At 64.8% G+C, this 15,269-nt stretch carries 14 protein-coding genes and 1 pseudogene; 10 read left to right on the top strand and 5 right to left on the bottom strand.

What is annotated here, in order from left to right:
* Positions 1 to 311: 311 nt before the first annotated feature.
* From Q376_RS0107600 to Q376_RS21800, 3 genes and pseudogenes are all read left to right on the top strand, one after another.
* Positions 312 to 1,484 (top strand): Gfo/Idh/MocA family protein, encoded by a 1,173-nt coding sequence (locus Q376_RS0107600; RefSeq protein WP_043446705.1) that lies wholly within the window; start codon positions 312 to 314, stop codon positions 1,482 to 1,484.
* 11 nt (positions 1,485 to 1,495) lie between these two features.
* Complete coding sequence (locus Q376_RS0107595; protein WP_027349812.1) at positions 1,496 to 2,575, top strand: sugar phosphate isomerase/epimerase family protein; 1,080 nt, start codon at positions 1,496 to 1,498, stop codon at positions 2,573 to 2,575.
* A 47-nt stretch (positions 2,576 to 2,622) separates the two neighbouring features.
* Positions 2,623 to 3,870 (top strand): annotated as a pseudogene (locus tag Q376_RS21800) (nucleoside permease).
* 628 nt (positions 3,871 to 4,498) lie between these two features.
* Here Q376_RS21800 and Q376_RS0107580 read toward each other — a convergent pair.
* From Q376_RS0107580 to Q376_RS0107565, 4 genes are all read right to left on the bottom strand, one after another.
* Entirely contained in the window at positions 4,499 to 5,173 is a 675-nt protein-coding gene (locus Q376_RS0107580) for a Bax inhibitor-1/YccA family protein (protein ID WP_043446702.1), read from the bottom strand.
* Between the two features lie 243 nt (positions 5,174 to 5,416).
* Complete coding sequence (locus Q376_RS0107575; protein ID WP_027349809.1) at positions 5,417 to 5,779, bottom strand: hypothetical protein; 363 nt, start codon at positions 5,777 to 5,779, stop codon at positions 5,417 to 5,419.
* Positions 5,780 to 5,987: 208 nt separating this feature from the next.
* Entirely contained in the window at positions 5,988 to 6,869 is an 882-nt protein-coding gene (locus Q376_RS0107570; protein WP_027349808.1) for an AEC family transporter, read from the bottom strand.
* Between the two features lie 103 nt (positions 6,870 to 6,972).
* A complete protein-coding gene (locus tag Q376_RS0107565; protein ID WP_027349807.1) occupies positions 6,973 to 7,746 on the bottom strand; it encodes an IclR family transcriptional regulator in 774 nt (257 codons plus the stop codon).
* Between the two features lie 138 nt (positions 7,747 to 7,884).
* Here Q376_RS0107565 and Q376_RS0107560 point away from each other — a divergent pair, with 138 nt between their 5' ends.
* The 6 genes from Q376_RS0107560 (at position 7,885) to Q376_RS0107535 (ending at position 12,514) form a co-directional block, all read left to right on the top strand.
* Positions 7,885 to 8,715: a transporter substrate-binding domain-containing protein gene (locus Q376_RS0107560; RefSeq protein WP_043446699.1), complete on the top strand. Its 831-nt coding sequence runs from the start codon at positions 7,885 to 7,887 to the stop codon at positions 8,713 to 8,715.
* 78 nt (positions 8,716 to 8,793) lie between these two features.
* The gene (locus tag Q376_RS0107555; protein WP_027349805.1) at positions 8,794 to 9,450 is read left to right on the top strand and encodes an amino acid ABC transporter permease; all 657 of its coding nucleotides are present in this window, start codon (positions 8,794 to 8,796) and stop codon (positions 9,448 to 9,450) included.
* A gap of 10 nt (positions 9,451 to 9,460) precedes the next feature.
* Positions 9,461 to 10,147, top strand: a complete 687-nt coding sequence (locus tag Q376_RS0107550; protein ID WP_027349804.1) for an amino acid ABC transporter permease — start codon at positions 9,461 to 9,463, stop codon at positions 10,145 to 10,147.
* Positions 10,144 to 10,908, top strand: a complete 765-nt coding sequence (locus tag Q376_RS0107545; RefSeq protein WP_027349803.1) for an amino acid ABC transporter ATP-binding protein — start codon at positions 10,144 to 10,146, stop codon at positions 10,906 to 10,908. The genes Q376_RS0107550 and Q376_RS0107545 overlap by 4 nt, the downstream gene beginning before the upstream one ends.
* A 115-nt stretch (positions 10,909 to 11,023) precedes the next feature.
* The gene (locus Q376_RS0107540) at positions 11,024 to 11,422 is read left to right on the top strand and encodes a RidA family protein (protein WP_027349802.1); all 399 of its coding nucleotides are present in this window, start codon (positions 11,024 to 11,026) and stop codon (positions 11,420 to 11,422) included.
* 30 nt (positions 11,423 to 11,452) lie between these two features.
* Entirely contained in the window at positions 11,453 to 12,514 is a 1,062-nt protein-coding gene (locus tag Q376_RS0107535) for a D-TA family PLP-dependent enzyme (protein ID WP_027349801.1), read from the top strand.
* 65 nt (positions 12,515 to 12,579) lie between these two features.
* On the opposite strand, the gene Q376_RS0107530 is transcribed toward Q376_RS0107535, so the two are convergent.
* Positions 12,580 to 14,205, bottom strand: coding sequence for a gamma-glutamyltransferase family protein (locus tag Q376_RS0107530; RefSeq protein WP_027349800.1), 1,626 nt, complete (start codon positions 14,203 to 14,205; stop codon positions 12,580 to 12,582).
* Between the two features lie 275 nt (positions 14,206 to 14,480).
* Between Q376_RS0107530 and Q376_RS21795 the strand changes: the two genes are divergently transcribed.
* Positions 14,481 to 15,242, top strand: coding sequence for a FadR/GntR family transcriptional regulator (locus Q376_RS21795; RefSeq protein WP_052365049.1), 762 nt, complete (start codon positions 14,481 to 14,483; stop codon positions 15,240 to 15,242).
* Positions 15,243 to 15,269: the final 27 nt, after the last annotated feature.

The following is a 15,269-nucleotide window of genomic DNA, read 5'->3' as shown; positions in this document are numbered from 1 at the left end:
ATCCACGAAGGCTGCCAATGGATCCAATACCGGTAAGTGGGCCATCTCATAGCTCCTGGGAACGGGTCGATGGAGAAGGGGTTACCGCAAGCCCGGTCGTGTTCTGGGAAGACAAATCTTTCCAACGGGAAGCCAGGCTCACCAAAATGCGCAGCAGCCCACGACCAGAGCCATTCTCACCACCGGGCACCCGGCACCAAAAGACATGCGGCCACGCTGCTTGCGGCAACATAGCCATGCTACTCGGGTTCAAGGTCCATGCGCAGTGCCATCGCGATGGCACAGGAGGCTCACCATGATCGGAGTAGACAATGGCAGCCTCCCCAACGCATCGGGTTCGCATCGGCATGATCGGCGGCGGCGAGGGCGCGTTCATCGGCGAAGTGCATCGCCTGGCCGCCGCTCTGGACGGCGCCGTCGAGCTCGTCTGCGGCAGCTTCAGCCGTACGGCCGACAACAACCAGCGTACCGGAGCCCGGCTCGGCCTGGCGGCCGATCGCATCCACGCCGACTGGCAGGCCCTGCTAGAGGACGAGCGCCAGCGCCCGGCCGAGGAGCGTATGGAGGCAGTGGTGATCGTCACGCCCAATCACCTCCACGTTCCGATCGCCATCGCGGCCCTGCAGGCAGGGTTCCATGTGCTGTCGGAAAAGCCGGCGGCGCTTTCGTTGGCACAGGCCCAGGAACTTAAGCAGGTGATCGAATCCAGCCAGCGGCTCTATGGCCTGGCCCATATCTATCTGTGCTATCCCCTCGTCTGGCAGGCGCGCGAAATGATCCGCCAAGGCCAGCTCGGCGCACTGCGCAAGATCCACGTCACCTATTCCCAGGGCTGGCTGGGTGATGGCGCCGCCACGGAAGGCAACAAGCAGGCGGCCTGGCGCACCGACCCGGCCCTCGCCGGTGCGAGCGGCTGCATGGCCGATATCGGTACCCATGCCTTCGGCCTTGCCGAATTCGTTTCGGGGCACACCGTCAACGCCCTCTGCGCGGCGCTGGGCACTCACGTGGAGGGACGGCGCCTCGACGATGACGGCGATGTCCTGCTGCGCACGGCCGAGGGTGCCACCGGCGTACTCTCCGCCAGCCAGATCAGCACCGGCGAGGAGAATTCGCTCGAAATCCGCATCCACGGCGAGCTGGGCGCTCTGGAATGGCGCCAGATGGAACCCAACAGCCTGATCCATCGCGAGCTCAACGCACCGCTGCGGGTACTGCGCGCCGGCATCGACCAACCCAGCCTGTGCGACGAGGCCAAACGGCGATCGCGTCTGCCAGGCGGACATCCAGAGGGGTACCTGGAGGCGCTGGCCAACCTCTATCGCGACTTCGCCGCAGCCGTCCGTCGAGGTGACAGCGGTACCGCGGAAGGTGTGCCGGGCATCCTCCAGGGCGTGCGCGGCATGGCCTTCATCGAGGCGGTCATCGCCAGCCAGAAAAGCGAACTCAAGTGGACGCCGCTGGCGGCCGATAGCCAGGTATAAGGAGCGCTTCGATGACTATGAAAAACACCGGCACGATGCGGGGCCCGGCCATCTTCCTGTCTCAGTTCATCGGCGACGAGCCGCCTTTCGACAACCTCGACAACATCGCACGCTGGGCGGCCTCGCTGGGCTACCTGGGGATCCAACTGCCTACCACCGATCCACGCTTCATCGATCTCGCCACCGCGGCGCAAAGCCAGACCTACTGCGATGAGCTCAAGGGGCGCTGCGCGGCCGCGGGCGTCGAGATCAGCGAACTCTCCACCCACCTGCAAGGACAGCTGGTGGCGGTGCACCCCGCCTTCGACGCAATGTTCGACGATTTCGCTCCCGTCGAGCGGCGAGGCAATCCTGCCGCCCGCACCGAGTGGGCGGTAGAGCAGTTGAAGCTCGCAGCCAAGGCGAGCCGTCGCCTGGGACTGAGCGCCCACGCCACCTTCTCCGGTGCGCTGATGTGGCCGTTTTTCTATCCGTGGCCGCAGCGACCGCACGGCTTGGTCGAGGAAGGGTTCGCCGAACTCGCCCGGCGCTGGCGGCCGATACTCGACGCCTTCGATGAAGAGGGGGTCGATCTGTGCTTCGAGATCCATCCCGGGGAGGACCTCCATGATGGCGCCTCCTTCGAGCGCTTCCTCGACGCGGTGGACCACCACCCCCGCGCCCATATCCTCTATGACCCCAGCCACCTGCTGCTCCAGCAGCTCGACTACCTGGCGTTCATCGACTGCTATCACGAACGTATCCGCATGTTCCATGCCAAGGACGCCGAGTTCCTGCCCAACGGGCGCAGCGGCGTGTATGGCGGATACCAGGCATGGATCGACCGCCCGGGTCGGTTCCGCTCACTGGGAGACGGGCAGATCGATTTCCACGGTATCTTCAGCAGACTGACCCAGTATGGCTACAGCGGTTGGGCGGTGCTCGAGTGGGAGTGCTGCCTGAAGGATGCAAGCCAAGGGGCGGCGGAAGGCGCCGGCTTCATCAAGGAGCGGATCATCCAGCCTGCGCAACATGCTTTCGACGACTTCGCGAGCGTCGCCCCCACCCCCGGGCGCAACCGAGCGATCCTCGGTTTGGACAACAAGCACTAACGCCTTGTTTGTGTAAAGGCCTCCCCAGCGATCCATAGAGGTGTTGCATGGTTACGATACGCATGCGCCTGAGCATCATGATGTTCCTGCAGTTCTTCATCTGGGGAGGCTGGTTCGTCACCCTGGGCACCTTCCTCGCGAGCGATCTCGAGGCTACCGGCAGCCAGATAGGCATGGCGTTCTCCACCCAGTCCTGGGGGGCGATCATCGCACCGTTCATCATTGGGCTGATCGCCGATCGCTACTTCAACGCCGAGCGCATCCTCGGTGTGCTGCACCTCGGCGGCGCTGCGCTGATGTACGCGCTGTACCTGGCGGACGACTTCGCGACCTTCTATCCGCTGGTGCTGGCCTACATGATTCTCTACATGCCGACGCTGGCGCTGGTGAACTCAGTCTCGTTTCGCCAGCTCGACGATCCCTCGAGCGAGTTCGCCAGGATCCGGGTATGGGGCACGATCGGCTGGATCGTCGCAGGGCTCACGATCAGCTACGTGTTTTCCTGGGACTCTTCCCGGGCGATCGGCGCGGGCCTTTTGCGCAATACCTTCCTGATGTGCGCGGTCGCTTCTCTGATGCTGGGGCTCTACAGCTTCACCCTGCCGCGGACACCGCCGAAGGCGACGAGCGGCGGCGGCAAGAAGGAGGGTGTGAAGGAGGTATTGGGGATCGACGCACTCAGGCTGCTCAAGGACAGAAACTACGCCATCTTCTTCATCTCCTCCGTACTGATCTGCATTCCCCTCGCCTTCTACTATCAGAATGCGAACCCCTTCCTGGCCGAGATCGGCGTCTCCAATCCCACCGGTACGATGACGCTTGGGCAGATTTCCGAAGTGCTCTTCATGCTGATGCTGCCGGTGTTCATCCACCGCTTCGGCATCAAGGCGACACTGTTGATCGGGATGCTGGCCTGGGCGCTGCGCTATGCGCTATTCGCCTTCGGCGACAGCGAAGGACTGATGTTCATGCTGATCATCGGTATCGCGCTCCACGGCGTCTGCTATGACTTCTTCTTCGTTTCCGGCCAGATCTAGACCGATGCCAAAGCGGGCGAACGATTCAAGAATTCCGCCCAGGGCATGATCACGCTGGCGACCTATGGCGTGGGAATGCTGATCGGCTTCTGGGTGGCGGGCCATATCACCGAGTACTTCGCGACCAATGGCACCCATGCCTGGCAGGGTATATGGCTCTTCCCGGCGATGTTCGCGCTGATCGTCCTGCTGCTCTTCCTCCTCGCCTTCCGCGACAAGCACCGCATCGAAGCACCGGCTCGGAAGGCACGGGATTGAACGTGGCCCGGGCCGATGAAGCCGGCCTAAGTGCCCCACCACCCGTGACTACATCCGCGTCCACGGCCACGAACTTATCGAGATGACACTGAAAGGCCTGAGCCCGGTTCAGTACCGGACCCAGGCCTTCGGCCCCTAGCTTACTAAACCGTCCAACTTCTTGGGGTCAGTTCAAACAACGGGGCCCAGGCCTCAGATTGCCGATGAAGTATTTGAAGATGCCACGATGGTTTCCAGCCGCCTCCGAGAGCGCGCTGGCCGGCAATCGCTTGCACCGGGGTTTGCGACATGGATGTCGCAAAAGGCGCGCCCGGACAGGGACGTCCATGCGCGCCGACCCGAGGGCAAGCGATTGATCGGCCAGGGTTTCGCGATCTCGTGGCGGCGCGTCCCCTTTCAGGGGGAGCGCGAGGGGACCGCCCCTCGCATCTAAGCGAGCAAGAGGCGCGTTAGGACCCAAACGGTTCTCGACTCGCCTAGATGGAAAACGTCGCTGGGTTAAAAGGGGTTTGTCATTGATACGAGGCCTGGGCCCCGTGAACAACGGGCCCAGGCCTCACATGCCAACCACCCGACTCCACCAGCGCGATTCAAAATGGCGGAGTGATCGTCTCAGGCAGGTCGCGCGTCAATCGTCGCTGCCACCACCCATACCGAGCAGGCTGAGCAGACTGAGGAACAGGTTGTAGATCGCGACGTACAGGGAAATGGTCGCGAGGATATAGTTGTCCTGCCCACCGTGGATGATCTGGCTGGTTTCATACAGGATCAGCGCCGAAGAGAGCAGCACGAAACCCGCGGAGATCGCAAGCATCATGCCCGGCAGCTGGAACAGCCACGCGCCGAGCATCGACAGCAGCAGCACGATCATGCCGACGAAGATGAAATTGGCGAGAAAGCCGAAATCCTTGCGGGTCACCAGCACCACTGCGGAAAGGCCGACGAAGGCCGCCCCGGTCATGCCCAGCGCAGTCATCACCAACTGCGGACCGCCGCTCATCGACAGATAGGCGCTCAAGATCGGCCCGAGCGAGAACCCCATGAAGCCGGTGAAGGCGAAGGTGGAAAGCAGCCCCGCGGCGGAATTGGCGGTGCGGTGCACGAGGAACATCAGTCCGTAGGCACCGACCAGGAACAACAGGATGTTCATCCGCTGCACCCCGAGGCCCACCGCCGCCGCAGCGGTGACCGCCGAGAACAGCAGCGTCATCGCGAGCAGCATGTAGGTGTTGCGAAGAACTTTATGGGCGATTATCGAGCGCTCGCCTGTGCGCTGACCGATGCCGTAGCTACGGTTTTCCATCTGGCGTCTCCTGGAAGATGGGCGTTGCCACCAATCTAACCAAAAGCAGCCGCGCTGTATCGTTGCGCGACGCGCCTCTCAGTCTGAATTAAGCACTTTTCGCTGCGCCGAGAAGCACTTGCATATCGCGACAACGAAGACACCAGCGTTGGAGACAGCTCATCCGAGCGGCGGACCACGCGCGAAACATCGAAGCCACTCAGGTTCGTAGCCCGCGACCGGTCCGCTCCGGGTACAGCCAGGTCAGACCGGATCCTGGCACTCGTACCATTCGTTCTGCATCGCCCAGACATTCTTGGGAAAGCCATTCTGGGTCATCTTCGGCTGGCCCTTGAGCTGGACCCGATCGAGGTCGACCTTCATCAGGTAGTCCTCGCCGATGGCATCGACCTTACCGACCATGATGAACTCCCCCCACAGCTTGCTGGGCAGCGACTTGCACACCTGCTGGCCGATCTGCTTGGGGTCGCTCTGCGCCGCCTGCTGGGGCGATGGACGGGAGGGAATCACCTGCAAGGCCTGCTGCGGGGTTTCGGCCGGCTCATCCGCGCGATTGAATGGCCAGATAGAAGAGCAGCCGGCGAGCATCACAGTGGCAAGGGTCACACCGACGAGCTTTGAAGCGCAGAACCAGCGCTTTCCAACGGAAGGAATAGATAGGACACGCAAGGACATAGTACCTCCATCTGACGGAGCCGCCAGTTTAAGCAGTTTTTCCACCGGCTGCCTATGTCCTAAGTGCTGGAAATCGCCGTCGATCGTAACTATTTCGTCAAAGGCTACGGCGGCGCTACCAACGCCCTCTGCGCGCCGTTCATTCGAGGCTGAATATCACCGCGAGGATCACCGGCAGGTAGAACAGCGACAGCAGCGTGGAGCTGAACACCAGCCCCGCCACCAGCTCGGGCGAACGCCCTGCGCGCTGGGCGAACATGTAGTTGTAGACCGCCACCGGCATGCACAGCTGCAGCAGCAGCTGGGCGGTGTTGGCAGCGCTGAGCCCGAATATCCATCCGGCGGCGAGGCATACGGGGATCACCAAGAGCGTACGTACCGCCCCGAACGCCAGCCCGCCGGCCAGGTTGGCCACCCGGATGCTGGCCAGTGAGACACCGAGGGTGATCAGCATCAGCGGAATGGTGAATCCGGCCAGCAGGTGGGTGACGTTGAAGAGCCAGGAGGGAAGCCTGAGATCGAACACCATCAGCAGCAGCGAAATCGCGATCGCATAGATCGTCGGCGTTCTCGACAGTGCGCGCAGCGGACGGGCTGAGCCGATCGAGACGCTGAACACGAACTGGATCAGCGAGACCACCACCAGGATCGAAACCGCGTAGCCGAAACCGACCTGGCCGAAGGCGTAGAGAGAGATCGGCAGCCCCATGTTGCCGGTGTTGGGAAAGATCATCGCCGGCACGAAGACCTTCCAATCGAGCTCTCTCACCCGGCACATCACCAAGCCGAGCATCGCCAGGGTGAAAAGCGCGAGCAGCGTGGCCCCGGCGATGACGCTGAAGGTGGCGAAATCCACCCGGGTCTCGGCGAGGGAAGAGATGATCAGGCAGGGCGTGCCGATGTTGAGCGTGAGTTTGGAGACGAAATCGGTGGGATAGGCCTGCTTGGCGCGTACCCACAGATAGCCCACTCCGGCACCCGCCAGCACCGGTGCCATGACGGCGAACAGCTGCGCGAACATAGGACTCCACGTCGGCTTGTAAAATGATAGGGGGCGGCGGCGAGCCTGAGCCGCCATCGCAAAGGATAGGCTACGTGCAAGCCCGGTCGATGCCGGTCGGCATTCATCTCGCCCCGGAAACGCTCACCTCGGAGAGCCGCCTGCCCGCCTCGCTGAGCACCTCGACCAGCATCGCCAGTCGTTGGTCGTCGATGTCGTTGCCCACGGTGAAGCAGATCGTCGCCTTGACCTTGCCCCGCAGGTCGCGAATCGGCACCGCGATGCAGCAGGCGAAGCCATCGACCAACCCGCGGGTGACCGCATACCCCTGGGACGCGGCGCGGGAGATGTCGGCGGCGAAATCCGCAGGCTGGATCCGCTCACCGCTCGGCAGGATGAAATCCTCTTCCGGGACGAAAGCATGCAGTGCCGCCGCATCATACCCCTCGAGCAGCACGCGTCCAGAGGCGGTCCAGGGAATCGGCGTCGCCATGCCGACCTCTGAGCTGATCGCAAAGGGCCGGGGCGGCATCTCGGAGAGCGCCACCACGTACTTGTCGCCCTCCAGCATGCATAGCTGGCTGGTCTCGGCGTGCTCGGCGGTGAGCTCGACCAGCACCCGGCGGGCACGGGCGATGAAATCGTCATGGCGCAGGTAGTCGGTGCCGAAGTAATGCATCTTGCGTCCGAAGAACAAAAGGCCATCGGTGCGCTCCTCGAGCCATCCCGCCTCGAGCAGCGTCGCGACCTGCTCATAGACGCTCGAGCGCGGCGCCTGGGTCAGCTCGACCAGCTCGCGCACGCTGACCGGCCGGCCCACCCGGTGCAGGCAGTCGCATAGCCCGATGATCCGGTCGATCCCCCGAGCCCGCCCCTTCCCTGTGGTTGCTTCGCTCATCGCTCCCTCTCCTCACGTCTGGTCTCCCCGGCACCGTGCTTGCGCGGCCCGCTGAAGCCAATTATGCTTTTTCTCGTCCGATAAACAAGAATTGTGTCCGAAATACCAGACAATCACAACAAAGACTCGAGGATCATCATGAACGCTTCCCACCGCGTACTCGCGCTGGCGAGTACCTGCCTGGCGCTTTCTTCGCTCTCCTGCCAGGCCTATGCAGACAAGCTCGACGAGGTGCTCGAGCGCGGCGAAATCGTGATCGGCACGGGCACCGCCAACCCGCCCTGGCATTTCACCCAGAATGGCGAGACCGTCGGCTTCGACGCCGATATCGGCCATCTGCTGGCCAAGGGATTGTTCAACGACCCTTCCAAAGTCCGCTTCGTCAACCAGTCATCCGACGCGCGCATCCCCAACCTGCTGACCGGCAACGTCGACCTCTCCTGCCAAGCGATGACGGTGACCGCGGCGCGCGCCCAGCAGGTCGAGTTCACCATCCCCTACTACCGTGAAGGCGTCGGCCTGTTGATGCGCGCCGGCGGCGACTACGGCGACTTCGACGCGCTGGCGCAGGCGGGGAGCGAGGTGACCGTGGCGGTGCTGCAGAACGTCTACGCCGAAGAGATGGTGCACAAGGCACTGCCCGAGGCGAAGGTCGACCAGTACCAGAGCCAGGACATGATCTACCAGGCGCTCAACTCGCGCCGGGCCGACGCGGTGGCGACCGACCTGTCGACGCTGCGCTGGTACCTGCAGCAGAACCCCAACCGCTATGTCGACGCCGGCTACGCCTGGATGCCGCAGTCCTACAGCTGCGCGGTGGCCCCGGGAGACCAGCGCTGGCTGAACTTCCTCAACACCACCCTGTTCGAGGCCAAGCATGGGGTCGAATTCGACGCCTATGCGCAAGCGTTCGAGAAGTGGTTCGGCGAAACCCCGCCCGCCCCGCGGCCTGGCTTCCCCTCGCCCTGAAGAATCGCGCCGGTGCCGCCGCAACGGCGGCGCCGGCGAGCCGACGCGATAATCACCGCCTCCAGGTCGACCTTGCGCATGAACTACACCTTCAACTTCACCCCCGTATGGCAGAACTGGCCGCTGCTGCTCGAAGGGCTGGCCCTGGGCCTGGGTCTCGCCGTGCTTTCGATCGCGATCGGCAGCATCGCCGGACTGGTACTCGCCTTCTGCGCGACGGGCAAGCACCCGGCGCTGCGGGCGCTGGCCTTCGGCTACGTCTCGATCGTGCGCAACCTGCCGATCCTGGTGATCGTGCTGTTCATCTTCTTCGGCCTGCCGCAGCTCGGCCTCGCCTTCGACAAGAGCACGAGCTTCGTTCTCGCGCTGTCGCTCTACGCCGCGGCCTACATGACCGAGGTATTCCGCGCCGGGCTGCTCGGTGTGCCCCCGGGCATCAGCGAGGCGGGCCAGGCGATCGGCCTGACCCCGCTTTCGATCAAGTACTACGTAGTGCTACCAGTGATGCTGCGCAACGCCATGCCTGCCTTCGCCAACAATTTCGTCTCGCTGTTCAAGGACACCTCGCTGGCGGCCGCGATCGCAGTGCCAGAACTGACCTTCTATGCCCAGAAGATCAACTCGGAGAGCTTTCGCGTGCTCGAAGTCTGGAGCGTCACCGCAGCACTCTACATCGCCACCTGCTACCTGATCAGCCTGCTGCTCAGGGGGCTCGAATCCCGCTTGCGGCTATGAGGCCGACGCCATGGACCTGGAACTCAGCTACTTCCTGAGCGAGATCGTCGCAAATCGCGGCATGCTGCTCCAAGGCGCCTGGACCACCGTCAGCGTCTCTGCGCTGGCGATCGCCTCCGGCACCCTGCTCGGCATGCTGATCGGCCTGGCGCTGGCCTACGCCAGCGCGCCGCTGCGCTGGCCCGCCCGGCTCTACGTCGATCTGATCCGCGGCACCCCCGTGCTGGTGCTGGTGCTCGCCACCTACTACATGTCGACGCCGCTCGGCCTGCCGCTCACGCCCTTCCAGGCCGGTGCGGTGGCGCTTTGCCTGTTCTGCGCCTCCCACGTCGCCGAGATCTGGCGCGGCGCGCTGCAGGCGCTGCCGATCGGCCAGCTCGAGGCAGGCCGGGCGATCGGCCTGACCTTTCCGAGGATCTGCCTCTATGTGCTGTTCCCACAGGCGATGCGCCTGGCAATGCCGACCTGGGTCACCGCCGCGGCGGAGATGGTCAAGGCGTCGACGCTCCTGTCGGTGATCGGGGTGGCCGAACTGCTGCTCACCAGCCAGCAGATCATCAGCAACAATTTCCTCAACCTGCAGTTCTACTTCCTCGCCGGCGCGATCTACTTCGCGATCAACTTCTGCATCGACATGCTCGGCAAGTACCTCTCCCGGCATCTCGAAGGGGCCGGCAAGCCCAGGAGTCCGGTATGACCGTGCTGATCGACATCCAGGACCTGCACAAAAGCTACGATACCCTCGAGGTGCTCAAGGGAGTGAACCTGAGCGTCAAGGTTGGCGAGGTGGTCTCGATCATAGGCTCGAGCGGTTCGGGCAAGACCACCCTGCTGCGCTGCATCAACCTGCTCGAGGCCTTCCAGGGCGGCCGCATCCTGGTCGATGGCCAACCGATCGGCTATCGCGAGCGCGACGGCAAACGCGTCCGCGACAGCGAGCGCAGGATCGCCAAGCAGCGCGCGATGACCGGGATGGTGTTCCAGCAATTCAATCTGTTTCCCCATCTCAGTGCGCTCGACAACATCACCCTTGGGCTGACCAAGGTGCGCGGGCTGTCCCGCGCCGAGGCGGTCGAGCAGGCCGAAGGCTGGCTCGAGCGCGTGGGCATGCTGGCCCACCGGCACCATCGTCCCTCGCAGCTATCCGGCGGCCAGCAGCAGCGCGTAGCGATCGCCCGCGCGGTGGCGATGAAGCCCAAGGTGATGCTGTTCGACGAAGCGACCTCGGCGCTCGATCCCGAACGCGTCGCCGAGGTGCTCGACACCATCCGGGGCCTTGCCCAGGACGGCATGACCATGGTGCTGGTCACCCACGAAATGCGCTTCGCCCGCGAGGTCTCCGACCAGGTGGTGTTCATGAACGCCGGGCGGATCGAGGAACAGGGCCCGCCGCAGCGGCTGTTCGGCTCCCCTGCGAGCCCCAGGCTTCGCGACTTCCTCGCCCGCTCGGGGATCTGAGACGCGCTCGACGCATTGCGTCCAGGCGACGGCCATCCAACCGATGGCCGTCCACGCGCGAAATCCACGCACTACATCCACGTACTACATCCACGTACCAGAAGGACGATAGACAATGAGCGACATCCAACGCTACGGCGCCGAAGGCGGCCACGGCACCGGCGGCCAGCGACTGCCCTTCTCCCGCGCGGTGGAGGCGGACGGCTGGCTCTACGTCTCCGGCCAGACCCCGATGACCGATGGAGAGGTGGTCGAGGGTGGCATCGTCGAGCAGTCACGACTCGCGATCGATAACTGCCTGGCGATCATGAAGGAAGCCGATTATGGTCTCCAGCATGTGGTCCACGTGACCGTGGTGCTCACCGACGCGCGCTATTTCAGCTCGTTCAACAAGGTGTTCGAGCAGACCTTCGGCGATCATCCACCAGCGCGCATCTGCAGCGTCCAGGACCTGGTCGTCGACTGCAAGGTCGAGGTCGGGCTGGTCTGCTTCGACGCGTCACGCAAGCGCTGAGCCCAACGCATTCAAAGACGAGGAGATCCGATGCGACTCACCGAACTCGACACTCCCTGCGTGGTCATCGACGAAGACAAGGTCGAGGCCAACCTGGCAGGCTTCCAGCGCCTCTGCGACACCCTCGGCGTCGCGCTGCGCCCACACATCAAGACCCACAAGCTGCCCGAGCTGGCGCGCCGCCAGCTCGAGCTCGGCGCCAAGGGAATCACCTGCCAGAAGATCGGCGAGGCGGAAGTGTTCGCCGCCGCGGGCTTCGACGACATCCTGATCACCTTCAACATCGTCGGTCCAGCCAAGCTCGAGCGGCTCGCCGCCCTCGCCGCCCGGGTCGAACGGCTCTGCGTGGTCGCTGACTCCGCTACCGTGGTCGAAGGGCTCGCTGCACGCTTCGACCACCCCGAGCGTCCGCTCGATGTGATGGTCGAATGCGACACCGGCGCCGGGCGCTGCGGCGTGCAGTCCGCCGAAGCCGCGCTGGAGCTCGCCCGCAGGATCGAAGCCGCGCCCGGACTTCGCTTCGCCGGCCTCATGACCTATCCGAAAGCGTTCAACGAGGCCAAGGTGCAAACGTGGTTCAGCCATGCCCAGGCGCTGTTCGACCAGGCCGGCATCGCGATCCCCGGGTTCAGCAGCGGCGGCACGCCGAGCATGTGGAAGCTCGCCGAGGCACCGATCGTCACCGAATACCGCATCGGCACCTACATCTACCAGGACCGCTCCCAGGTCGCCGCTGGCGCCTGCCGGCTCGACGACTGCGCGCTGGCGGTGATGACCACGGTGGTCAGCTGCCCGACAGCCGACCGGGTAGTGGTCGACGCCGGCTCCAAGGCGCTGACCTCGGACCTGCTCGGCCTCGAGGGCTACGGCTGCGTGCTCGGCCATCCCGGGGCGCGAGTGGTGGGACTGAGCGAAGAGCATGGCACCCTCGACTTCAGCGCCTGCGCCGAGCGCCCCGCCGTCGGCGACCTGCTCTCGATCGTGCCCAACCACGCCTGCCCGGTGTCGAACCTGTTCGACCAGGTCCATTTCCATCGCGCGGGCCTACTCACCCGCAGCCTGCCGGTCGCGGCGCGCGGCAAGGTGGGCTGAGCGGGCACCATCATCGAGACGCCGTGCGCTGGTGCATAGCGCACGGCGCCGGCTTCATCCCGCCTTCATACCACCGCAATGCTCGCATCGGTACGCGGTTCGGTACCGCCGCAGAGCACCCCGGTAACCGGATCACGCAGGATCACCTGGCCGCGGCCGAAACTGGTCGAGTCGAAGGCCGACTCGATCTGGTGGCCGCGTGCCTGCAGTTCGAGCAGCAAGTGCCGCGGATAGCCGTGCTCGATCGCCACCCGCTTGCCGCCGAGCCATTGCCAGCGCGGAGCGTCGAGCGCGGCCTGGGGGTTGAGCCGGAAGTCGATCAGATTCATCGCCACCTGCATATGGCCCTGGGGCTGCATGAAACCGCCCATCACGCCGAATGGGCCGAACGCTTGGTCACCGCGGGTGATGAACCCAGGGATGATGGTGTGGAACGGCTTTTTGCCCGGCGCCAGGGCATTGGGGTGGTCGGGGTCGAGCACGAAACCGTGGCCGCGGTTGTGCAGCGCGATTCCGGTACCGGGTACCACCACCCCTGAGCCGAAGCCGTGGTAGTTGCTCTGGATGAACGAGACCATCATGCCCTCGCGATCGGCGGTGGCGAGATAGACAGTGCCGCCGGCGCGCGGCTCCCCCGGGGTCGGGTCGATCGCCTGGTCCTGGATCAGCGCACGCCGTTCCAAGGCGTACTCCTCAGACAGCAGCGCCTCGACCGCGACCCTCATATCGCGTGGATCGGCGATATGGGCGAAGCCGTCGGCATAGGCGAGCTTGAGCGACTCGATCTGGCGGTGCAGCAGGGTCAGGTCCTCTCGGGCCGGGCGCTCGGCAAAGCCGTCGATGATCCGCAGCGCCATCAGCGCGATCATGCCCTGGCCATTGGGCGGGATCTCCCAGATCTTATGGCCGCGATAGTCGACCCCGACCGGCTCGACCCATTCAGGCGCGAAAGCGGCGAGATCCGAACCGCGCAGATAGCCGTCGGTGGCCTGCGAGAACGCGTCGATCCGTTCGGCCAGCTCGCCGCGATAGAAGCTTTCCGCCCCGCTCGCCGCGATCGACTCAAGGGTCTTCGCCTGGGCCTCGTTGCGGTAGATCTCTCCGGCCTTCGGCGCTCGCCCGCCTGGGGTGAAGCAGTCGAACCAGCCGCGGGTGGCCTGGTCATCGAGCAGCGGACGAAACTTGCGCTCGGCGCGGGCCCACATCTCGGCGACCATCGGCGAGAGCGGGAAACCCTCGCGAGCGAGCCTGATCGCCGGCGCCAACGACGCGCTAAGCGGCAGCCGCCCGAAGCGTCGGGCAAGCTCCGCCCAGGCCCCCGGCGCCCCGGGCACGGTCACCGGTGTCCAGCCGTACAGCGGCATCGATTCGTGCCCCGCCGCGCGCACCGCTTCGAGCGACAGCGCAGCCGGCGCCGCACCGCTGGCGTTGAGCCCGTGCAAGCGCCCGGTACTGCCCTCGGGGACCCAGACCAGCGCGAAGGCGTCACCGCCGATGCCATTGGCGGTCGGCTCGGTGACGGTCAGCGCCGCAGCGGTGGCTATCGCGGCATCGACCGCATTGCCGCCGCGCGCAAGCATCTCGCGCCCGGCCTGGGCCGCCTGTGGCTGGGAGGCGGCGACCATGCCCGTGGTCGAGTAGGTCGCCGAACGCTGGGAGGGATAGGGCGCATGATGGGAAAAGTCGAACATCTGGTCTCTCTCGCATGGGAACCGGACCCCGCCCGGGGCTCGGTGGTTGCAGATATCGCACCGGCCGGGGGCATCGCGCGGCCCGCCGCCTTCGCTTGGTCGTTACCCTCAGGGCAACCGACCCGATCGGATCGGCGCCTCGCCGCCTGCCATTCACCCTGATGCGAAGTTGAGAAGCTGCGGGTCCAGGACTTGACACTCGCTTTCCGGTGACGGCTTACTGAACCAATATCACATTGGTTCGAGATGAATCCACCTAAACAAGCGTCCACTCCATGCAAGAGAACTCCAACGTCGCGCTCGAAAAGATCCACGGCCTGCTGAAGGCGGGCCAGGTGGACGCCGACGGCAAACTGCCCACCGAGCGCGCGCTGTCGGAAATGTTCGGCGTCAGTCGTCGAGCCGTGCGCCGAGCACTCGAGGTGCTCGAGGCGGAGGGTGAGATCTGGCGCCGGCAGGGATCGGGCACCTACGTCGGCCGCAAGCCCGATGGGTGGACCGAGCAGGTCGAGAACCTGGTCGCCGATACCAATTTCATGGAAGTCATGGAGGTCCGGCTCCGGATCGAACCGCAGCTGGCGCAGCTGGCCGCCCTGCGGGCGAAGAGCGAGGACGTCGCCTCGATGCGCCGGTTCGCCGAGAAGACCTTCGAGGCCGAGGACTCCGATGCCCGCGAACTTTGGGATGGCGCGCTGCATCGGCAGCTCGCCCAGAGCGCCGGCAACAGCCTGTTCCTGTCGCTGTTCGAGGTGGTCAATCGCGTCCGCCAGAACGAGGCGTGGCGGGCCATCCGCAGGCGCGCAAGGCTCCCCGGGGACACCCGGCCGCGCTCCTACGCCGAGCACCTCGCGATCATCACCGCGATCGAATCGCGTGACCCCGTTCGCGCAGGCGAGGCGATGCGCCGGCACCTCCTCAGGCTGCAGGAAGACGTCATCCGCCAGACATCGATGGTCCAGCTCGAGGTAGACGAAATCGACGTGGATGAAATCGACGGGGCGCCGGCGTCCACCGAGGCGCCTGGAGAAAGGCTCTGAGCGCCTGATGGAGAAGCGCTGCGGGAA

The organism is Halotalea alkalilenta DSM 17697 (assembly GCF_000621205.1).
GTDB classification, from domain to species: Bacteria; Pseudomonadota; Gammaproteobacteria; order Pseudomonadales; family Halomonadaceae; genus Halotalea; species Halotalea alkalilenta.
Note: the sequence above shows the minus strand (reverse complement) of the source record. Positions and strands in the feature narration are given on the sequence as shown.